Here is a 19,853-nt window from a genome sequence, read left to right on the forward strand (position 1 = left end):
GGGGACGGCGGGCGGGGACGGCGGGCGGCTTCCCGTGGCGGCGGGCGGCTCACGGGCCCGGAGCGCGGCGCCGAGTAGGGTTTCGTTCCGGATGTGCGGGCGCCGGCCGGATCGCGGATCCGGTGGCCGGCGCGGGGCCGTGGCGGAGAGGTGCGAGGGTGAGGCTGACGATTCTGGGCGGCGGCGGGTTCCGGGTGCCGCTCGTGTACGGGGCGCTGCTCGCGGACCGCGGCGCGGGCCGCGTCACGGAGGTCGTCCTGCACGATCTCGACGCGGGCCGGCTCTCGGCGATCACCCGGGTGCTGGCCGAGCAGGCCGCCGGGGTGCCGAACGCCCCGGCGGTGCGGGCCGTCACCGACCTGGACGAGGCCCTGCGCGGCGCCGACTTCGTGTTCTCGGCGATCCGGGTGGGCGGTCTGGAGGGCAGGGCGGCGGACGAGCGGGTGGCGCTCGCCCAGGACGTCCTGGGCCAGGAGACCGTCGGAGCGGGCGGCATCGCCTACGGCCTGCGCACCGTCCCCGTCGCCGTCGACATCGCCCGGCGGGTGGCCCGGCTCGCACCCGGTGCCTGGGTCATCAACTTCACCAACCCGGCGGGGCTGGTGACCGAGGCCATGTCCCGCCACCTCGGCGACCGCGTCATCGGCATCTGCGACTCACCGGTCGGCCTGGGCCGCCGTATCGCCCGGGTGCTCGGCGCCGACCCGCGCGAGGCGTGGATCGACTACGTCGGCCTCAACCACCTCGGCTGGGTGCGCGGTCTGCGGGTCGGCGGCCGGGACGAACTGCCGCGCCTGCTCGCCGATCCCGCGCTGCTGGGCTCCTTCGAGGAGGGCCGCCTCTTCGGCGCCGAGTGGCTGCGCACGCTGGGCGCGATCCCCAACGAGTATCTGCACTACTACTACTTCAACCGCGAGGCCGTCGACGCCTACCAGCGGGCCGGGCAGACCCGCGGCGCCTTCCTGCGCGACCAGCAGGCCCGCTTCTACGAGGAGCTGGGCGACCCGCAGGCCCCGGCGCTGGACGCCTGGAACCGCACCCGCGCCGAGCGCGAGGCCACGTACATGGCGGAGAACCGCGAGGCGGCCGGGGCGGGCGAGCGCGAGGAGGACGACCTCTCCGGCGGCTACGAGAAGGTGGCGCTCGCCCTGATGCGGGCCGTCGCCCGCGACGAACGCACCACCCTCATCCTCAACGTCCGCAACCGCGGCACCCTGCCGGAACTGGACTCCGACGCCGTCGTCGAGGTGCCCTGCCTGGTCGACGCCAACGGCGCGCACCCGGTCTCCACCGGCCCGCTGCCGGGGCACGCGGCCGGTCTCGTCCGCTCGGTCAAGGCGGTCGAGCGCGAGGTGCTGGCCGCGGCGGCGTCGGGCTCCCGGGCGGTCGCGGTGAAGGCGTTCGCCCTGCACCCGCTGGTGGACTCCGTGACCGTGGCCCGCAGGCTGGTCGAGGAGTACATGCGGGTCCATCCCGGCCTCTCCTACCTCGGGTAGCGGGGGCGGCGGGTCCCGTGGCGGGCGGCGCACGCGCCGGGGCGGTCGGTCGCTCCCCCGTACGGCGACCGACCGCCCCGACTCCCCGTTCCCCCGTCCCCTTTTCCCCTGTTTCCCCCGTATCCCCCGTGATTCCCCCGCGGTTCCCCCGTGCTCCCCGCGTCCCCCACCCTTGAGAGTCGCTGGTACGGGCCCTGATACACCCCGCGGCGAAAAAAGCCGCGGAAAAAATTCCCCGGCGGGGGAGAAGCGGGGGAGAAGGGGCCTGCGAAGGGCGCGAAAGGGGGGAGCGCGGCCCGTGGCGGCGGGCACCGCGGCCGCCGGCCGGTCGGCGCGTACGCCGGATCCGGCCACGGCGGTGGCCGGTTGCCGGGCCGGACCTTGTCCGCAGGTGGCCGGGTGTGTTGTTGTGGTTCCCACGGGCGGGTGACAGAGGGGTGAGCGGTGACGGGGACGGTCGGTGGCAGCGGGCGACTGCTGGCCATCAGCGACCTGCACATCGGCTACAGCGAGAACCGGGCCCTGGTCGAGCGGACGGTACCCGGCTCGGACGACGACTGGCTGATCGTCGCGGGCGATGTCGCCGAGACCGTCGCGGACATCCGCTGGGCCCTGAAGACGCTGGCGAGCCGGTTCCGCAAGGTCGTCTGGACCCCCGGCAACCACGAACTGTGGACCCATCCCCGGGACACCGTCACCCTGCGCGGCGTCGCCCGCTACGAGTACCTGGTCGAACTCTGCCGGGACCTGGGCGTGACGACCCCCGAGGACCCCTACCCGGTCTGGTCCGGACCCGGCGGCCCGGTCGCCGTGGCCCCGCTGTTCCTGCTCTACGACTACTCGTTCCTGCCCGAGGGCTGCGCCACCAAGGAGGAGGGTCTGGCCTACGCGCACGGCACCGGCATCGTCTGCAACGACGAGTACCTGCTGCACCCGGACCCCTACCCGAGCCGGGAGGCGTGGTGCCGGGCCCGGGTGAGCGAGACCGAACGCAGGCTCGCGGAACTGCCCGAGGACCTGCCCACCGTGCTCGTCAACCACTACCCGCTCGACCGGCACCCCATGGACGTGCTCTGGTACCCCGAGTTCGCCATGTGGTGCGGCACGCGGCTCACCGCGGACTGGCACCGCAGGTTCCGGGTGGCCGCCATGGTCTACGGTCACCTTCATATACCGCGGACCACCTGGCACGAGGGCGTCCGCTTCGAGGAGGTGTCGGTGGGATACCCCCGCGAGTGGCGCAAGCGCCCCGAACCGCCGGGCCGGCTGCGCCGCGTACTGCCGATGGAGGACGGAACCGGTGCTCGGTGAACTGCTGCCGGACCCGGTGGTGGCGGTGGAGGCGTACGGCACGGACGGGCCGGGCCACGCCGCGCTGTACCCCGAGGAACAGGCCGTGATGGTACGGGCGGTCGCCAAGCGCCGCCGGGAGTTCGCCGGTGTGCGGGACTGCGCGCGCCGCGCCATGGAGAAGCTCGGCGTGCCGCCGCGGCCGGTCCTGCCCGGCGCCGGGGGCGCCCCGCGCTGGCCCTCGGGGCTGGTCGGCAGCATGACCCACTGCGACGGCTACTGCGCCGCCGCGCTGGGCCGGGCCGCCGACGTGGCCTCCGTCGGCATCGACGCGGAACCCGACGAACCGCTCCCGGAGGAGGTCCTGCCCGCCGTCACGCTGCCCGACGAGCGCCGCCGGCTGGACGAACTGGCCGAGCGGCGGCCCGACGTGCACTGGCAGCGGCTGCTGTTCAGCGCGAAGGAGTCCGTCTACAAGGCGTGGTACCCGCTGACCGGTCAGTGGCTGGACTTCACGGAGGCCGACGTCGAGATCGGCACCGACCCCGGCACCCCGCACACCGGCGGCTTCCGGGCGCGGCTCCTCGTCCCGGGGCCCGTGCTGGACGGCCGTCACCTCACGCACTTCGACGGCCGCTGGGCCGCGGGGGCGGGGCTGCTGGTCACCGCGGTGACGGTGCACCACCCCTGACCCCCTGGCCCCCCTGACCGTCACGGCCGCCCCCCGTCCGCGCGGGGCCGCGGCGCGGCCGTCAGCCCCCGGGCGCGGACCAGTCGCGCAGCAGCCGGAAGAACTCCTCCTCGTTGCCCGCGAGTCCGGCGCCCGCCAGGGCCGCCTCCGCCTCGGCGAGCACGGACGGCGGGACGGGGACGGGCCGTCGGACGGCCGACGGGGCGTCGAAGGCGGCGCGCACGGTGTGCAGCAGCCGCAGATACGCCTGAACTGCGGTGCGCTCGTGGTCGGTCGGTACGGCGGTGGGCATGGCTCGCTCTCCCCGGTTTCGGCAGCACACGGTCGCGCACGCGTCCGGTCGCCCGGACGGCGCGCCGTGCCCCCCGCGTGGCGGTGGCACCCCTCCAGCTTGCCGCCCCCCACTGACAATGCCCCCGCGCGGTGTCCCGCTTCGCCCGCTCGGCCCAGCGGGTGCCCGGCCGGCGCACGCCCCGCGAGCGGCCCGGGGCCGGTGGCGGCCGGTGGCGCCCGGCGGTGGCCCTCATTCCTCGGGGCGCTTGACGCTCTCCAGGAGCATGTCCAGCCATTCGGCGACCTTGTCGCGGTGCTGGTCGGTGGGGAGTTGGGCGGCCCGCCAGGCGATGGAGCGGACGCCGTGGTTCTGGAGCAGGCGTTCCAGCGGGTCACCGGCGGCAGCGGCGGCCTCCCGCTCGCGGTCGGCGAGCCGCTGGAGCAGATCCTGCTCGGTGCGCTGGAGCGCGCTCGCGAGCGCCTCCGGGTCCTCGGCGGTGAGGAACCCGGCGTGCACGCGGAAGAACCGCTGGAGGGCGTCGCAGTGCTCCATGGTGGGGCGCCGGTCGCCGTTGATGAGGGCGCCCGCCTGCTGGCGCGACATGCCCGCGCCGTCCGCGATCTCCTGCTGCGTGTAGCGGCGGCCGTTCGGTTTCAGCCGGGTGCGGCGCAGCAGGCCGAGCCGTTGCAGGAAGCGCGCCTGCACATCCGGCTCGCCCGCGCTCCGGCCGCTCAGCAGGGCCTTGACCACCGGCTCCGGCACTCCGCAGGCCACGGAGAGGCGGCCGGTGTCGAAAACCTCCGCCTGGGGCACGCCGAGCCGCCCGGCGAGCGCGGTGACACGCGTGACCGCCGCCGTCAGCACGACCGACGCCGTGGTGCCCGGATCCTCGATGCCGTCCGTCACCGACAGATCTCCTACGTCTCTCACAGGCTTCTCACGGGGCGGGGTCGCCGTGAACTTCCCGGAGAGTAGCCCCTCGTTCGAACTCGCATCCAGGTCTCGCCACAACTGTGGCCAATTTCAGCCGTCAACCGGCATGAAATGCCACGATAGTTGACATGGCATGCCGCTGAGCAGCAGGATCAAGGCGCCGCGTGAAGGCCGCAGAGGCAAGAGGGGTGACCTCCCGATGGCATTTCAGGCAGGAGGGCAGCGGCCGGCGCCGCAGCCCGTTCCCGTCCGACCCGAGGCGCAGGCCTATCTTCAGGACTACGCCGTGCTGCTGGAGGCCGTCTCCTTTCCCTCCTTCGTCGTCGACCACCGCTGGGACGTGATCCTGGCCAACAACGCCTACACCGCGCTCTTCCGGGGCATAGGGCAGCACCCGTCGGCCATGCCGGGCGACAACTTCCTGCGCTTCGTGCTCTTCCACCCGGACGCCGGAGCGGTCCTCGGCGAGCACGAGTCCCGGTGGTGCCTGCCGATGCTGGCGCAGTTCGCGGCCGCCGTGGAGAGCACCGGCCCCGACCACGGACTTCAGGCCATCCGCCGGGACATCGCCCAGGACCCGATCATGGAGGCCGCCTACCGGCACGGCCTGCCGCACTGGATCCGCGCGGTCGGCGCCTCGGCCACCCGCTCGGACGGCGCCGTCCGTCCGCTGCTGCACCCCGACCCCCGCTGGGGTGCCACCGACTGCCGCGTGGTCGAGGAGACCCCGGCGACCCTGCGCGACCTCGGCTACTCCCGGCTGACCCTGGTCCTGCGCGAGGCACGCCGGCCCGCCCCGGCGCCCCGCCGGGCCCGTCGCGTCCGCCGCCCGTCCGGCCACCTCAGCGTGGTACCGGACTCCGAGGTCTGACCCGGCACCGTCGGCGTTCAGGTCGCCGACGGCGCCGGGCGGCCCCGGCCCCCGCTCCCGCCCCCATCTCACCCGTCGGGCAGGAGTACGCCCCGAGGCGGTCTTGAGCTTTGCACCACGACTCCCTATCTTGCGTGCAACGTTGCACTGTCCATGAGGGCCGGAAGGGGTCCGCATGCAGGGAAGCGCGATCCGGTTGCGGGGCCTGCGCAAGGCGTTCGGGCGGACCACCGCGGTGGCCGGGGTCGACCTGGAGATCGCGGACGGCGCGTTCTTCTCCCTGCTCGGACCCTCGGGCTCGGGCAAGACCACGGTGCTGCGCCTGATCGCCGGTTTCGAGCGCCCCACCGCCGGAACCGTCGCCCTCGGCGGCCGGGACGTCACGGCCCTCGCCCCGTTCGAGCGGGACGTGCACACCGTCTTCCAGGACTACGCCCTCTTCCCGCACATGACGGTCGAACAGAACGTCGCCTACGCCCTCAGGATCCGCAAGGTGCCCAAGGCGCGGCGCCTGGCCCAGGCGCGCGAGGCACTGGCCCAGGTCGGCCTGGACGGCTACGGCGCCCGGCGCCCGGGGGCGCTCTCCGGCGGCCAGCGCCAGCGCGTCGCCCTCGCCCGCGCCCTGGTGGGCCGCCCCCGGGTGCTGCTCCTGGACGAACCGCTCGGCGCCCTCGACCGGGAGCTGCGGGAGCGGATGCAGAGCGAACTCAAGGCGCTCCAGCGCGAGGTGGGCATCACCTTCGTCCTCGTCACCCACGACCAGACCGAGGCACTGGCCCTCAGCGACCGGGTCGCCGTCCTCCGCGAGGGCCGCGTGGAACAGGCCGGCACCCCCGCCGAGATCTACGAACGGCCCGCGACCGCCTTCGTCGCGGGCTTCGTCGGCGCCTCCAACCTGCTCCGGGACGCGGCCGCCCGGCGGATCCTGGGCACCGGCGGCCTCCACACCGTCCGCCCGGAGAAGATCCGTGTCCGCGCCGAGGCCACCGGGGCGGACGGCCCCGGGTACGTCACGGCCACCGGCACCGTCGCCGAGGTCGTCTACCTCGGCGACTCCACCCGCTTCCTGGTCGACCTCGACGCGGGCGGCCGGCTCACCGCGCTCCAGCAGAACCTGGAGAACTCCGCCGCGGACGTCGCCGCCTACCGCGGCACCCGCGTCGGCCTGACCTGGCACCGCCGGCACGCGGTCCCGGTCCCCGACACCCGCTGAAACACCCGCTGAACCCCGTCCCACCCCACTGGGAGTCACCGCATGCGCCCCACCCGCATCCTCACCCGCGCGACCGCCGCCGCACTGCTGCTCGCCGCCACCGCCTGCGGCTCCTCCGGCGGCTCCTCCTCGTCCGGCGGTCTCCGACCACCCGACCTCAAGGCCCCCGCCCACCTGGGCCGGGCGGAGGGGCAGGTGAACCTGATCGCCTGGGCGGGCTACGTAGAGGACGGCTCGGACGACCCGAAGGCCGACTGGGTCAGCGGCTTCGAGAAGCAGACCGGCTGCCGGGTCCGCGCCAAGGTGGCGGCCGACTCCGACGAGATGGTCAAGCTGATGAAGACCGGGGACTACGACGCCGTGTCGGCCTCCGGGGACGCCTCCCTGCGGCTCATCGCGTCCGGCGACGCGGCCCCCGTCAACACCGACCTCGTACCGAACTACCGCGGTGTCTACCCCGACCTGCGGATGCAGCCGTGGAACTCCGTCAAGGGCCGCGCCTACGGCATCCCGCACGGCCGGGGCGCCAACCTCCTCATGTACGACACGCGGAGGGTGAAGCCCGCGCCCACCTCCTGGTCGGCCGTCTTCGACGGCGCGGCGCCGTACAAGGGGCATGTCACGGCCTACGACTCGCCGATCTACATCGCCGACGCGGCGCTCTACCTCAAGGCGTCCCGGCCCGAGCTGAGGATCGAGGACCCCTACGCGCTGGACCAGAAGCAGTTCGACGCGGCCGTGGCCCTGCTGAAGAAGCAGAACGCGGACATCGGCGAGTACTGGGGCGACTACCTCAAGGAGGTCTCCGCCTTCAAGAGCGGCGACTCCGTGATCGGCACCACCTGGCAGGTCATCGCCAACCTCGCCGCCTCCGAAGGCGCGAAGGTCAGGGCGTTCGTCCCCCAGGAGGGCTCGACCGGCTGGTCCGACACCTGGATGGTCTCCGCCAGGGCGAAGCACCCCACCTGCGCCTACAAGTGGCTGGACTGGATCGTCTCGCCGAAGGTCAACGCCCAGGTCGCCGAGTACTTCGGCGAGGCGCCCGCCAACGCCGGGGCCTGCGCGCACACCGCCGACCGGAACTTCTGCGCCACCTACCACGCGGCCGACGCGGCGTACTGGAAGCGGATCGCCTTCTGGAACACGCCCATCGAACAGTGCCTGGACGGCCGCACCGACGTGAAGTGCGTGCCCTACGCCGCGTGGGTGCGGGCCTGGACCGAGATCAAGGGCTGAACCGTGGCCGCCACCGAGCGGGCCGCCGCACCGGCCCGCAGCCCCCTCACGCGGCTCGCCGGAGCCCTGCACCGGCGCCCCCGGCTCGGGCTCGGGCTGCTGCTCACCGCCCCGCTGCTCTGGCTCGGCGTGCTCTATCTCGGCTCGCTGGCCATGCTGTTCGTCTCCGCCTTCTGGACGACGGACTCCTTCACCTCGGCGGTCGTCAAGGTCTGGTCGGCGGACAACTTCCACACCCTGCTGACGACACCGGTCTACCGCCAGGTGACGGTCCGCAGCATCGGTGTGGCGCTCGCCGTCACCGCCCTGTGCACGGTGATCGCCCTGCCGCTGGCCTTCTGCACCGCGTGTGTCGCGAGGCCCCGGCTGCGCCCGCTGCTCGTGGTGGCGGTCCTCACCCCGCTGTGGGCGAGCTACCTGGTCAAGGTGTACGCCTGGCGGCTCATCCTGTCCCGGGGCGGCCTCGCCGACTGGCTGCTGCGGCCGCTGGGTCTGAGCGGCCCCGGGTTCGGGCTGCCGGCGGCGGTGCTGACCCTGACGTACCTGTGGCTGCCGTACATGATCCTGCCGGTGCACACCGCCCTGGCGCGGCTGCCCGCGGGGCTGCTGGACGCCTCGGCCGACCTCGGGGCCCGGCCCTGGCGCACCGTCCGCTCGGTGGTGCTGCCGCTCGTGCTGCCGTCGGTCGCCGCCGGGTCGGTCTTCACCTTCTCGCTCAGCCTCGGCGACTACATCACCGTGGAGATCGTCGGCGGCAAGACCCAGCTGATCGGCAACCTCGTCCACTCCGAGATCGAACTCGACCCGCCGCTGGCCGCCGCCCTCGCCACCGTGCCCGTCGCCGTCATCGTCCTCTATCTGCTGGCGCTGCGCCGCACGGGCGCGCTCAGCGGGCTCTGACCGCCCGTCCCGGCACGTCACAGGGGGTTCCCGCCATGTTGTACCTCTCCCGCCGGGCGCGCATCGCGCTGCGCGCCGCCGCCTGCGCGGGCTTCGCGCTGCTGTACGTCCCGCTGCTGCTGGTCCTCGTCAACTCCCTCAACCCCGACCGCAGTGCGAGCTGGCCGCCGCCGGGGCTGACCACCCGCTGGTGGGCGGCGGCCTGGCACAGCTCGGGGGCCCGCCACGCGCTGTGGGTGTCGGTGCGGGCCGGGCTGGGGGCCACCGCGATCGCCCTGGTCCTCGGCACGCTCATCGCCTTCGCCGTGGCCCGCCACCGCTTCTTCGGCAGCGGCGCCCTGTCCTTCGCCGTCGTGCTGCCCATCGCGCTGCCCGGCATCGTCACCGGCATCGCCCTCAACTCCGCGTTCTCCACGGTCCTCGCGCCGCTCGGGATCGGCCTCGGCCTGTTCACCGTGGTCGTCGGGCACGCCACCTTCTGCGTCGTCGTGGTCTTCAACAACGTGGTGGCCCGGCTGCGGCGCACCTCGGGCTCCTGCGAGGAGGCGGCGGCGGACCTGGGCGCCCACCCCCTGCGCGCCTTCGCCGACGTCACCTTCCCGCTGATCCGCTCCGCGCTGCTGGCGGGCGCGCTGCTGTCCTTCGCGCTGTCCTTCGACGAGATCGTGGTGACCACCTTCACCGCCGGACCCGGGGTCGAGACCCTGCCCGTCTGGATCTACGGCAACATGACCAGACCGCGCCAGGCGCCCGTGGTGAACGTCGTGGCGGCCGTTCTGGTGCTGCTCTCCGTCGTCCCGATCCACCTCGCCCAGCGGCTGTCGTCCGACACGGCGACCACGAGCCGCGTGTAGCGGGCACACACTTCGGTAACGCAAGCGGCTTGCATGAATTGCGCTATTCTTGCGGCCATGACGCGACGACTTGCGGAAGTGGCGAAGAAGGTCGGGGTCAGCGAGGCCACGGTCAGCCGGGTGCTCAACGGCAAACCGGGAGTCTCCGCGGCCACCCGGCAGGCGGTGCTGTCCGCGCTGGACGTGCTCGGCTACGAGCGGCCCACCCAGCTGCGCGGCGAGCGCGCGCGTCTGGTCGGGCTGGTCCTGCCCGAGCTGCAGAACCCCATCTTCCCGGCCTTCGCCGAGGTCATCGGCGGCGCCCTGGCCCAGCTGGGGCTCACGCCCGTGCTGTGCACCCAGACCAAGGGCGGGGTGTCGGAGGCCGACTACGTGGAACTGCTGCTCCAGCAGCAGGTCTCCGGCGTCGTCTTCGCCGGCGGTCTGTACGCCCAGTCGGACGCGCCGCACGACCACTACCGGCTGCTGGCCGACCGCAACATCCCGGTCGTGCTGGTCAACGCCCGCATCGAACACCTCGGGTTCCCGGGCGTGTCCTGCGACGACGCGGTGGCGGTGGAGCAGGCGTGGCGCCATCTGGCCTCCCTGGGGCACGAGCGGATCGGCCTCGTCCTCGGCCCAGGGGACCATGTGCCGTCCGCGCGCAAGCTCGCGGCGGCCCGCGCGATCCGCCCCGATCTGCCCGAGGAGTTCGTCGCCCGCGCCATCTTCTCCATCGAGGGCGGCCACGCGGCGGCGGCCAAGCTCATCGACCGCGGGGTCACCGGGTTCATCTGCGCCAGCGACCCGCTCGCCCTGGGTGTCGTACGGGCCGCGCGCCGCCGCGGACTCGACGTCCCCGCGCGGATCTCGGTCGTGGGGTACGACGACTCCGCCCTGATGAACTGCACCGCACCGCCGCTGACCACGGTCCGCCAGCCCATCGAGTCGATGGGCAAGGCGGTCGTGGAGCTGCTGCACGCCCGGATCGGGGGCAGCGCCGTACCGGCGGACGAGCTGCTGTTCGAACCGGAGCTGGTGGTCCGCGGCTCGACCGCCCAGGCACCCCGCCCCTGAGGCCATCTCCGGGTTTGACGATGCCGGGTAGCGTCCCGGAGATCCATCGCCCTGTCAAATAATTGCAGATTCTGCGCGACATCTTGCGAAGACCTGTCGCCGGTGCTTGAGTGTGCGGCGCCCACCGCTCCTGTCCAGAGGGGTCCACCGATGAGAAGCACCGGGTTCCGCCATGCCGTCGCCGCGATCGGCGTCTGCTCCCTCGCCCTCGCCGCGACGGCGTGCGGCTCCGACGACGACGCGTCCGCGAACGGCAAGACCCGCATCACGGTCAACTGCCAGCCGCCCAAGAGCGCCAGGACCGACCGGACGTTCTTCGACGAGGACGTGGCGTCCTTCGAGAAGCAGAACCCGGACATCGACGTCGTCGCGCACGACGCGTTCCCCTGCGAGGACCCCAAGACGTTCGACGCGAAACTGGCCGGCGGCCAGATGGAGGACGTCTTCTACACCTACTTCACCGACGTCCGCCATGTGGTCGCCACCGGCCAGGCCGCCGACCTCACCCCGTACGTCAAGGAGCTCAAGAGCTACCCCACCCTCAGCAAGCAGCTGCGCGACATCTACACCGTCGACGGCAAGGTCTACGGCATCCCGCGCACCGGCTACTCGATGGGCCTGATCTACAACAGGAAGCTCTTCGAGAAGGCCGGACTCGACCCCGACAAGCCGCCCACGACCTGGGCGGAGGTCCGCGCCGACGCCAAGCGGATCGCCGCGCTCGGCGGCGGCACCGTCGGCTACGCCGACTACAGCGCCCAGAACCAGGGCGGCTGGCACTTCACCGCCGAGCTGTACTCCCAGGGCGGCGACGTCGTCAGCGCCGACGGCAAGAAGGCCAGTGTCGACACCCCCGCGGGCCATGCCGTCCTCCAGAACCTGCACGACATGCGCTGGACCGACGACTCCATGGGCAGCAAGCAGCTCCTCGTCATCAACGACGCCCAGCAGATGATGGGTTCGGGCAAGCTCGGCATGTACCTCTCCGCCCCCGACAACATCCCGATCCTGGTCAAGGAGAAGGGCGGCAACTACAAGGACCTCGCCCTCGCCCCGATGCCCGGCGGGCAGGGCACCCTCGTCGGCGGCGACGGTTACATGTTCAGCAAGAAGGACACACCCGCCCAGATCCGGGCCGGCCTGAAGTGGCTCGACCACATGTTCCTCACCCCCGGCAAGGGCTTCCTCGGCGACTACGCCCGCGCCAAGAAGCACGACGCCCCGGTCGGCCTGCCCGAGCCCCGCCTGTTCACCGGCGCCGCCGACGCCACCGACCAGCAGGTCAAGAAGGCCAACGCCAATGTGCCGGTGGAGAACTACCGCTCCTTCCTGGACGGCAACCAGAGCCTCACGCTGAAGGTGGAACCGCCGAGCGCCCAGCAGATCTACTCCGTGCTGGACGGCGTGGTCTCCGCCGTGCTCACCAAGAAGGACGCCGACATCGACCAGCTCCTGAAGGACGCCTCGGGCAAGATCGACGGCATCCTGGAGCGGAGCTGAGCCGCCATGACCAAGACGGCCGAGCGGCGGCCCCTGCGGGAGCGGGCCGCCGTCCCCCCGCCGCCACAGCCGCCCCGCCCCGCCGGGCAGCGGCGGCGCCGCCTGGCCGAACAGGCCCGCGCCTACGCCTTCCTGCTCGGCGGCCTGATCTGCTTCGCCCTGTTCTCCTGGTATCCGGCGATCCGCGCCGTCGTGATCGCCTTCCAGAAGTACACGCCCGGCCAGTCGCCCCAGTGGGTGGGCACCGCCAACTTCACCCACGTCCTGCACGACCCGGAGTTCGCCGACGCCTGGCGCAACACCCTCGTCTTCACCGGACTCGCCCTGCTGATCGGCTTCGCCGTCCCGTTCGTGCTGGCCCTCGTCCTCAACGAACTGCGGCACGCCCGCGCCTTCTTCCGGGTCGCCGTCTATCTGCCGGTGATGATCCCGCCGGTGGTCAGCGCCCTGCTGTGGAAGTGGTTCTACGACCCGGGCGCCGGCCTCGCCAACGAGGCGCTGCGCACCCTGCACCTGCCCACCTCGAACTGGACCAACGGCGCCGACACCGCCCTGGTCTCCCTGGTCCTGGTCGCCACCTGGGCCAACCTCGGCGGCACCGTCCTCATCTACCTGGCCGCCCTCCAGTCCATCCCCGGCGAGCTGTACGAGGCCGCCGAACTGGACGGCGCGAGCCTCCTCCAGCGCGTCCGCCACGTCACCGTCCCGCAGACGCGGTTCGTGATCCTGATGCTGATGCTCCTCCAGATCATCGCGACCATGCAGGTCTTCACCGAGCCGTTCGTCATCACCGGCGGCGGCCCCGAGAACGCCACCGTCACCGTGCTCTACCTCATCTACAAGTACGCCTTCCTCTACAACGACTTCGGCGGCGCCTGCGCGCTCAGCGTGATGCTGCTCGTGCTGCTCGGCCTGTTCTCCGCCCTGTACCTGCGGCTGACCCGCTCCGGCTCCGGCCAGGAGGACGCATGAGCAGCACCCGTACCCTCGTCTCCCCGGCGGCCCTGGCCCGCCCGCGCGGCAAGGTCCTCTACTGGACCGTCTTCACCGGTGTGGTGCTGCTGTTCGCGCTCGCCTTCCTCTTCCCCGTCTACTGGATGGTCACCGGCGCCCTGAAGTCGCCGGACGAGGTGGCGCAGACCCCGCCCACCCTGGTGCCCGAGCAGTGGCACCTGAGTGCCTACACCGACGCCTGGGACCTGATGCAACTGCCCCGGCACCTGTGGAACACCCTCGTCCAGGCGGCCGGCGCCTGGGCCTTCCAGCTCGTCCTGTGCACCGCCGCCGCCTACGCCCTGTCCAAGCTGAGACCGGCCTTCGGCAAGGTGATCCTCGGCGGCATCCTCGCCACCCTGATGGTCCCGGCCCAGGCGCTGGTCGTACCGAAGTACCTGACCGTCGCCGATCTGCCGCTCCTCCACACCAGCCTGCTCAACGACCCCCTCGCCATCTGGCTGCCGGCCGTCGCCAACGCCTTCAACCTCTACCTGCTCAAGCGGTTCTTCGACCAGATACCGCGGGACGTCCTGGAGGCCGCCGAGATCGACGGCGCCGGAAAACTGCGCACCCTGTGGTCGATCGTGCTGCCGATGTCGCGGCCCGTGCTCGGCGTGGTGTCCATCTTCGCGCTGGTCGCCGTCTGGCAGGACTTCCTGTGGCCGCTGATGGTCTTCTCCGACACCGACAAGCAGCCCATCGGCGTGGCCCTCGTCCAGCTGTCGCAGAACATCCAGCTGACCGTGCTCATCGCCGCCATGGTGATCGCCAGCATCCCGATGGTCGCGCTCTTCCTCGTCTTCCAGCGGCACATCATCGCCGGGATCAGCGCGGGCAGCACCAAGGGCTGACCTGACCCGGCCCCTCGCACCGAGACAGACCGAGACAGAAAGGCACGCACCGTGGGACAGCCCACCCCTGCCCGGAGCAGCCGCGCCGACGACGCCTGGTGGCGCTCCGCCGTCATCTACCAGGTGTACGTCCGCAGCTTCGCCGACGGCGACGGCGACGGCACCGGAGACCTCGCCGGCGTCCGCTCCCGGCTGCCGTACCTCGCCGCACTCGGCGTGGACGCCCTGTGGTTCAACCCCTGGTACCTGTCCCCGATGAAGGACGGCGGCTACGACGTCGCCGACTACCGAACGGTCGACCCCGCCTTCGGCACCCTCGCCGAGGCCGAGAAACTCATCGCCGAGGCCCGCGAGCTGGGCATCCGCACCATCGTCGACATCGTGCCCAACCACGTCTCCGACCAGCACCCCTGGTTCCGGGCCGCGCTGGCCGGCGGCGGCGAGCGCGAGCTGTTCCACTTCCGGCCCGGCCGCGGCGCCCACGGCGAACTCCCGCCCAACGACTGGACGTCCGAGTTCGGCGGCCCGGCCTGGACCCGGCTGCCCGACGGCGCCTGGTACCTGCACCTGTTCGCCCCCGAACAGCCCGACCTCAACTGGGCGCACCCGGCCGTCCGCCAGGAGCACGAGGACATCCTGCGGTTCTGGTTCGAGCGGGGCGTCGCCGGGGTCCGCATCGACTCCGCGGCCCTGCTCGCCAAGGACCCCCGCCTGCCCGACTTCACCCCGGGCCGCGACCCGCACCCCTACGTCGACCGCGACGAACTCCACGACGTCTACCGCTCCTGGCGCCGGATCGCCGACGACTACGGCGGCGTCTTCGTCGGCGAGGTGTGGCTCCCCGACAGCGAGCGCTTCGCCCGCTATCTGCGCCCCGACGAACTGCACAGCGCCTTCAACTTCGCCTTCATGGCCTGCCCCTGGGGGGCGGCCCGGCTGCGCCGCTCCATCGACGAGACCCTGGCCGAGCACGCGCCCGTGGGCGCCCCCGCCACCTGGGTGCTGTGCAACCACGACGTCACCCGGACCGTCACCCGTTACGGCCGCGCCGACACCGGCTTCGACTTCGCCGCCAAGGCGTTCGGCACCCCCACCGACCCGGTCCTCGGCACCCGCCGGGCCCGCGCGGCGGCCCTGCTGTCCCTGGCCCTGCCCGGCGCCGTCTACGTCTACCAGGGGGAGGAGCTGGGCCTGCCCGAGGCGGACATCCCGCCGGCGCGCATCGAGGACCCGATGCACGTACGCTCCGGCGGCACCGACCCGGGCCGTGACGGCTGCCGGGTCCCGCTGCCCTGGACGGCCGACGCCCCCCACGCCGGCTTCGGCACCGGCGCGGACCGGGAACCGTGGCTGCCGCAGCCCGCGGGCTGGGCCGCCCACGCCGTCGACCGGCAACAGCGGGACCCCGGCTCCATGCTGGCCCTGTACCGGGAGGCGATCCGGCTCCGCCCGCACTTCGGCGACGCCCCCCTCACCTGGCACGACGCCCCCGACGGGGTCCTCTCCTTCCGCCGCGCCGAGGGCACGGCCTGCGTGGTCAACCTCGGCGCCGACCCCGTGGCACCACCCGCTCACACCCGACTCCTGCTGGCCAGCGGACCCCTGGACGACTCGGGCCGCATCCCGCAGGACACGGCGGTCTGGCTGCGCGACTGAGCCCGCGCAGCACCGGGGGCCCGCCACCGGCCGGCTTCCTCCCCACGACCGCAGGGGCCCCCGGCCGCCGACCCGCACAGCGCTATCCCCGCACCCCACCACGAAGGGATCAGCACATGTACGGCACCAGCACGCCCAGATCCGCCCGTCGCCTGCCGGCTCTCGCGGCCACCGTCGCCCTCGGCGCCGGCATGCTCGTCACCCTCACCGCGCCCGCCGCGCACGCGGCGGCGGGCGCGAACCTCCCCTTCACCTCGGTGGAGGCCGAGTCCGCCACCACCACCGGCACGAAGATCGGCCCCGATTTCACCCAGGGCACCCTCGCCTCCGAGGCGTCGGGCCGCCAGGCCGTCCGCCTCGCCTCCGGACAGCGCGTGGAGTTCACCGCGCCGCGCGCCGCCAACGCCCTGAACGTCGCCTACACCGTCCCCGACGGCCAGTCCGGCACCCTCGACGTCTACGTCAACGGCACCCGGCTCGCCAGGACGCTCACCGTCACCTCCAAGTACTCCTACGTGGACACCGGCTGGATCGCCGGGGCCAAGACCCACCACTTCTACGACAACGCCCGGCTGCTGCTCGGACAGAACGTCCAGGCCGGCGACAAGATCGCCCTGGTGGCCACGAACGTCCAGGTCACCGTGGACGTCGCCGACTTCGAACAGGTCGCACCGGCCGCCGCCCAGCCCGCCGGATCGGTCTCCGTCACCGGCAAGGGCGCCGACCCCACCGGTCAGGGCGACTCCACGCAGGCATTCCGCGACGCCATCAACGCCGCACAGGGCGGGGTGGTGTGGATCCCGCCGGGCGACTACCGGCTGACCTCCGCGCTCGGCGGCGTACAGAACGTCACCCTCCAGGGCGCGGGCAGCTGGTACTCCGTCGTGCACAGCTCCAGCTTCGTCAACCAGGGCAGCTCCGCGGGCAACGTCCACCTCAAGGACTTCGCGGTCATCGGCGAGGTCACCGAACGCAACGACGGCAGCCCCGACAACTTCGTCAACGGCTCCCTCGGACCGGGCTCGTCCGTCTCCGGCATGTGGATCCAGCACCTCAAGTGCGGTCTGTGGCTCACCGGCGACAACGACAACCTCGTCGTGGAGAACAACCGCATCCTCGACACCACCGCCGACGGCCTCAACCTCAACGGCAACGCCAAGGGCGTACGGGTGCGCAACAACTTCCTGCGCAACCAGGGCGACGACTCCCTGGCCATGTGGTCCCTGTACGCGCCCGACACCGACAGCAGCTTCGAGAACAACACCATCTCGCAGCCCAACCTCGCCAACGGCATCGCCGTCTACGGCGGCACCGACATCACCGTCCGCGGCAACCTGGTCTCCGACACCAACGCCCTCGGCAGCGGCATCGCCATCTCCAACCAGAAGTTCATGGACCCCTTCTCCCCGCTGGCCGGGACCATCACGGTCGACGGCAACACCCTGGTGCGGGCGGGCGCGCTCAACCCCAACTGGAACCACCCGATGGGCGCCCTGCGCGTCGACTCCTACGACAGCGCCATCAACGCCACCGTCCACATCACCGACACCACCGTCACCGACAGCCCCTACAGCGCCTTCGAGTTCGTCTCCGGCGGCGGCCAGGGCTACCCGGTCAAGAACGTCGACATCACCGGGGCGACCGTGAAGAACACCGGCACGGTCGTCGTCCAGGCCGAAGCGCAGGGCGCCGCCACGTTCCGGAACGTCACCGCGACCGGGGTGGGCGCGGCCGGTGTCTACAACTGCCCCTACCCGAACGGCTCAGGCAGCTTCGCGATCACCGACGGCGGCGGCAACTCCGGCTGGACGAGCACCTGGTCGGACTGCTCCACCTGGCCGCAGCCGGGACAGGGCAACCCCGACCCCGACCCGAACCGCAACCTCGCCAAGGGCCGCCCGGCCACCGCCACCGGCTCCCAGGACGTGTACACACCCGGCAAGGCGGTCGACGGCGACGCGAACAGCTACTGGGAGTCCGCCAACAACGCCTTCCCGCAGTCCCTCACGGTCGACCTCGGATCGAGCCAGACCGTACGCCGGCTGGTGCTGAAGCTCCCGCCGTCCGCCGCCTGGGGCGCCCGCACCCAGACCGTCGCGGTCCTGGGCAGCACCGACGGCACGCACTACACCACCGTGGCGGGCGCGCAGGGCTACCGCTTCGACCCGGCGAGCGGCAACAGCGCCACCGTCGCCCTGCCGAACGGCACCGGCCTGCGCTGGCTGCGGCTGACCGTCACCGGCAACACCGGCTGGCCGGCCGGGCAGTTCAGCGAGGTGGAGGCGTACACGGCGCCCTGACCCCGCGCCGGGCGGCGGCGGGCCGCACCGCGCCCGCCGCCGCTCAGGTCTCCTTCAGCGGTGCGTACGCCTCGGCGCCGAGACCGAACGTCCAGGCGACGCCCTCTCTGGCCTCCCGGGTCGACGGCGGCACCCGCAGCCAGTAGGTGCGGCGGGTGCCGTCCGGCTCCGGCGTGGAGTTGAGCACCTCCACCATCACCACCGGCTCGTCCCCCTCCAGGTCGATCCGCCAGAGTGTGCCCGTCTCGTCGCGGTGCACCGGGACGGCACCGGAGTCCGCGAGATACCGGTCGTAGCCGTAGTGCTCCAGCATCACACGGCGCAGCTCCGCGTTCTCCTCGGTGCGGATGCGCTCCGGGGTGAGGGTGCTCAGCTCCGCCAGGAAGGCGGCCGGGACCGGCATGCCCCGCCACGCGTACAGCGCGAAGCCGTCCGGGTAGGCGAGCGCGGGGCCGTCCCCGCGGTCCAGGCGCCCCGCCTCGTCGCGGTGCAGGGCGACGGGCCGCTCGCAGATCACCGCCGCCTTCTCGAACGGCCACCACCAGCCGGCGCTGCGGCACACCAGCGCCAGCCCGTCGAGCGGCGGCCAGCCGGTGTCGAACGCGGCCAGCCACGGCGCGTCGTGCTGGCCCAGCACCGCGTCCAGCAGGATCAGCCGAAGCTCGGCCTCGTCCTCGCTCCCGGCCTCGTCCTCGCTCCCGGCCTCGTTCCCGGTCCCGCTGTCGGTCCCGGTGCTGCCGCCGGCGCCCGCACCGGCGTGCGTCCCGCCGCCGTCGGCCGTCCCGGTGAGATCGTCCAGCACGCCTCGGCGGATCCGGTCCACCAGGGCCTGCGTCGGCTCCCAGAGCGCACCGCCGGTCGCCGCCCAGCGCGCCGACCAGCCGGCCGCGCCCAGCTCCGCCTGCGTCCGGCGCCGCTCGGCCGCCCACGGGCCGGTGCGGACCGCGTCCCGGACGCTGGGACCGGCGTCCTGAAGGTCCTGCACCAGCCGCACACCCGCCCGCGGGGACGGGCCCCACACGATGCGTTCCGGCTCGGCGAGCCCTGCCCGCCGGTAGGCCAGCCGTACGCCCTCCTCGGCCGCGGCCCGGTCGGCGGGCCGTGCCGCCGTCGCCCAGGACCGCCACCGCGCCACCGCGTCGGCGGCCCCCGTGCCACCGGCTTCGTCGGCACCGGCCCGCGTGGAACCGGCCTGCGCGGCACCGTCCGGCGCCCGCTCCGTCGCCACCGTCATCGTGTCCCCCCGCTCCTTCTGTTCCTTCTGTTCCGTCTGCTCTGTCTGGTCCGTCTGTTCCGCCGTCGTCATGTGCCGCACCGTGCCCGCCCCGTCAGTCCGCGACGATCCGCACCGAACCGGGCACGTACTCCCGCTGCCGGATCACCCGGTACCACCCCTTGGACAGGGTGATCGCCGCGTGCTCCTCGTGCACCACCCGGCCGCCCTCGGGCAGCCGCAGCAGCATCGGCCCGAACGGGCCGGGCTCCCTGACCAGTTCCCCCGGACCCACCACCGCGTGGGCGTGACCGGTGACCTCGCCCAGGGCCAGGACCATCCGGCCGCGCGCGTCCCGCGGCTCCTTCGGCGCCCGCCGCGCGTGCGGCGGCACCGCCTCCTCGGCGACGGGCACGATCAGCACATCTCCCTGCCGGTACACGGGCAGCCCCCTCTCCGCCCGGCGCACCGCGCCCCGGGCCATGACGACGACAGTACGAGCCACCACTGACAACGGCCCGGC

The 19,853-nt window shown here is 72.8% G+C and carries 18 protein-coding genes; 14 read left to right on the plus strand and 4 right to left on the minus strand.

Going from position 1 to position 19,853, the window contains the following annotated elements; genetic code table 11:
• Positions 1-158: 158 nt before the first annotated feature.
• From R4Z62_RS28845 to R4Z62_RS28855, 3 genes are all read left to right on the plus strand, one after another.
• Complete coding sequence (locus R4Z62_RS28845) at positions 159-1,496, plus strand: 6-phospho-beta-glucosidase (protein WP_385489617.1); 1,338 nt, start codon at positions 159-161, stop codon at positions 1,494-1,496.
• A 444-nt stretch (positions 1,497-1,940) separates the two neighbouring features.
• The gene (locus R4Z62_RS28850) at positions 1,941-2,807 is read left to right on the plus strand and encodes a metallophosphoesterase family protein (RefSeq protein WP_064536222.1); all 867 of its coding nucleotides are present in this window, start codon (positions 1,941-1,943) and stop codon (positions 2,805-2,807) included.
• Positions 2,797-3,477 carry a 4'-phosphopantetheinyl transferase family protein gene (locus tag R4Z62_RS28855; RefSeq protein WP_064536223.1) on the plus strand — a complete coding sequence of 227 codons (681 nt, stop codon included), beginning with the start codon at positions 2,797-2,799 and terminating at the stop codon, positions 3,475-3,477. The genes R4Z62_RS28850 and R4Z62_RS28855 overlap by 11 nt, the downstream gene beginning before the upstream one ends.
• Before the next feature lie 61 nt (positions 3,478-3,538).
• Here R4Z62_RS28855 and R4Z62_RS28860 read toward each other — a convergent pair whose 3' ends face one another.
• Together R4Z62_RS28860 and R4Z62_RS28865 are read right to left on the minus strand one after the other, a co-directional pair.
• Positions 3,539-3,769 (minus strand): hypothetical protein, encoded by a 231-nt coding sequence (locus tag R4Z62_RS28860; RefSeq protein ID WP_491521326.1) that lies wholly within the window; start codon positions 3,767-3,769, stop codon positions 3,539-3,541.
• A gap of 231 nt (positions 3,770-4,000) precedes the next feature.
• Positions 4,001-4,657 (minus strand): helix-turn-helix domain-containing protein, encoded by a 657-nt coding sequence (locus tag R4Z62_RS28865; RefSeq protein ID WP_064536227.1) that lies wholly within the window; start codon positions 4,655-4,657, stop codon positions 4,001-4,003.
• Positions 4,658-4,883: 226 nt separating this feature from the next.
• Here R4Z62_RS28865 and R4Z62_RS28870 point away from each other — a divergent pair, with 226 nt between their 5' ends.
• The 11 genes from R4Z62_RS28870 to R4Z62_RS28920 all read left to right on the plus strand — a co-directional run bounded on the left by R4Z62_RS28870 (position 4,884) and on the right by R4Z62_RS28920 (position 18,117).
• Positions 4,884-5,555: an MmyB family transcriptional regulator gene (locus R4Z62_RS28870; protein ID WP_064536229.1), complete on the plus strand. Its 672-nt coding sequence runs from the start codon at positions 4,884-4,886 to the stop codon at positions 5,553-5,555.
• Positions 5,556-5,730: 175 nt separating this feature from the next.
• Entirely contained in the window at positions 5,731-6,768 is a 1,038-nt protein-coding gene (locus R4Z62_RS28875; protein ID WP_491521327.1) for an ABC transporter ATP-binding protein, read from the plus strand.
• A gap of 42 nt (positions 6,769-6,810) precedes the next feature.
• The gene (locus R4Z62_RS28880; RefSeq protein ID WP_355480550.1) at positions 6,811-8,004 is read left to right on the plus strand and encodes an ABC transporter substrate-binding protein; all 1,194 of its coding nucleotides are present in this window, start codon (positions 6,811-6,813) and stop codon (positions 8,002-8,004) included.
• Between the two features lie 3 nt (positions 8,005-8,007).
• A complete protein-coding gene (locus tag R4Z62_RS28885; RefSeq protein ID WP_491521328.1) occupies positions 8,008-8,904 on the plus strand; it encodes an ABC transporter permease in 897 nt (298 codons plus the stop codon).
• A 38-nt stretch (positions 8,905-8,942) separates the two neighbouring features.
• Positions 8,943-9,758: an ABC transporter permease gene (locus R4Z62_RS28890; protein WP_064537738.1), complete on the plus strand. Its 816-nt coding sequence runs from the start codon at positions 8,943-8,945 to the stop codon at positions 9,756-9,758.
• Positions 9,759-9,815: 57 nt separating this feature from the next.
• Entirely contained in the window at positions 9,816-10,814 is a 999-nt protein-coding gene (locus R4Z62_RS28895; protein ID WP_173860912.1) for a LacI family DNA-binding transcriptional regulator, read from the plus strand.
• Positions 10,815-10,964: 150 nt separating this feature from the next.
• On the plus strand, positions 10,965-12,314 hold the full coding sequence (locus R4Z62_RS28900) for an ABC transporter substrate-binding protein (protein ID WP_064536237.1): 1,350 nt from the start codon (positions 10,965-10,967) through the stop codon (positions 12,312-12,314).
• A gap of 6 nt (positions 12,315-12,320) precedes the next feature.
• On the plus strand, positions 12,321-13,286 hold the full coding sequence (locus tag R4Z62_RS28905) for a carbohydrate ABC transporter permease (protein ID WP_385489600.1): 966 nt from the start codon (positions 12,321-12,323) through the stop codon (positions 13,284-13,286).
• Positions 13,283-14,161, plus strand: a complete 879-nt coding sequence (locus R4Z62_RS28910; protein ID WP_064536242.1) for a carbohydrate ABC transporter permease — start codon at positions 13,283-13,285, stop codon at positions 14,159-14,161. Before R4Z62_RS28905 ends, R4Z62_RS28910 begins: the two co-directional genes overlap by 4 nt.
• A gap of 51 nt (positions 14,162-14,212) precedes the next feature.
• A complete protein-coding gene (locus R4Z62_RS28915) occupies positions 14,213-15,817 on the plus strand; it encodes a glycoside hydrolase family 13 protein (RefSeq protein WP_491521329.1) in 1,605 nt (534 codons plus the stop codon).
• A 116-nt stretch (positions 15,818-15,933) separates the two neighbouring features.
• Positions 15,934-18,117: a discoidin domain-containing protein gene (locus R4Z62_RS28920; RefSeq protein WP_491521330.1), complete on the plus strand. Its 2,184-nt coding sequence runs from the start codon at positions 15,934-15,936 to the stop codon at positions 18,115-18,117.
• Positions 18,118-18,160: 43 nt separating this feature from the next.
• Here the strand turns inward: R4Z62_RS28920 and R4Z62_RS28925 are convergent, their stop codons facing one another.
• Positions 18,161-19,351 carry a DUF6745 domain-containing protein gene (locus R4Z62_RS28925; RefSeq protein ID WP_491521937.1) on the minus strand — a complete coding sequence of 397 codons (1,191 nt, stop codon included), beginning with the start codon at positions 19,349-19,351 and terminating at the stop codon, positions 18,161-18,163.
• 94 nt (positions 19,352-19,445) lie between these two features.
• Entirely contained in the window at positions 19,446-19,772 is a 327-nt protein-coding gene (locus R4Z62_RS28930; protein ID WP_064537740.1) for a DUF8820 family protein, read from the minus strand.
• Between the last annotated feature and the right edge of the window lie 81 nt (positions 19,773-19,853).

Source organism: Streptomyces sp. PL-25, from assembly GCF_058344915.1.

Excerpts from the sequence above, each read along its gene's own strand:
- R4Z62_RS28860 (WP_491521326.1), bottom strand. The coding sequence starts at position 3,769 with ATGCCCACCGCCGTACCGACCGACCACGAGCGCACCGCAGTTCAGGCG.
- R4Z62_RS28870 (WP_064536229.1), top strand. The coding sequence starts at position 4,884 with ATGGCATTTCAGGCAGGAGGGCAGCGGCCGGCGCCGCAGCCCGTTCCC.
- R4Z62_RS28875 (WP_491521327.1), top strand. The coding sequence starts at position 5,731 with ATGCAGGGAAGCGCGATCCGGTTGCGGGGCCTGCGCAAGGCGTTCGGG.
- R4Z62_RS28880 (WP_355480550.1), top strand. The coding sequence starts at position 6,811 with ATGCGCCCCACCCGCATCCTCACCCGCGCGACCGCCGCCGCACTGCTG.
- R4Z62_RS28895 (WP_173860912.1), top strand. The coding sequence starts at position 9,816 with ATGACGCGACGACTTGCGGAAGTGGCGAAGAAGGTCGGGGTCAGCGAG.
- R4Z62_RS28900 (WP_064536237.1), top strand. The coding sequence starts at position 10,965 with ATGAGAAGCACCGGGTTCCGCCATGCCGTCGCCGCGATCGGCGTCTGC.
- R4Z62_RS28905 (WP_385489600.1), top strand. The coding sequence starts at position 12,321 with ATGACCAAGACGGCCGAGCGGCGGCCCCTGCGGGAGCGGGCCGCCGTC.
- R4Z62_RS28910 (WP_064536242.1), top strand. The coding sequence starts at position 13,283 with ATGAGCAGCACCCGTACCCTCGTCTCCCCGGCGGCCCTGGCCCGCCCG.
- R4Z62_RS28920 (WP_491521330.1), top strand. The coding sequence starts at position 15,934 with ATGTACGGCACCAGCACGCCCAGATCCGCCCGTCGCCTGCCGGCTCTC.
- R4Z62_RS28925 (WP_491521937.1), bottom strand. The coding sequence starts at position 19,351 with ATGACGGTGGCGACGGAGCGGGCGCCGGACGGTGCCGCGCAGGCCGGT.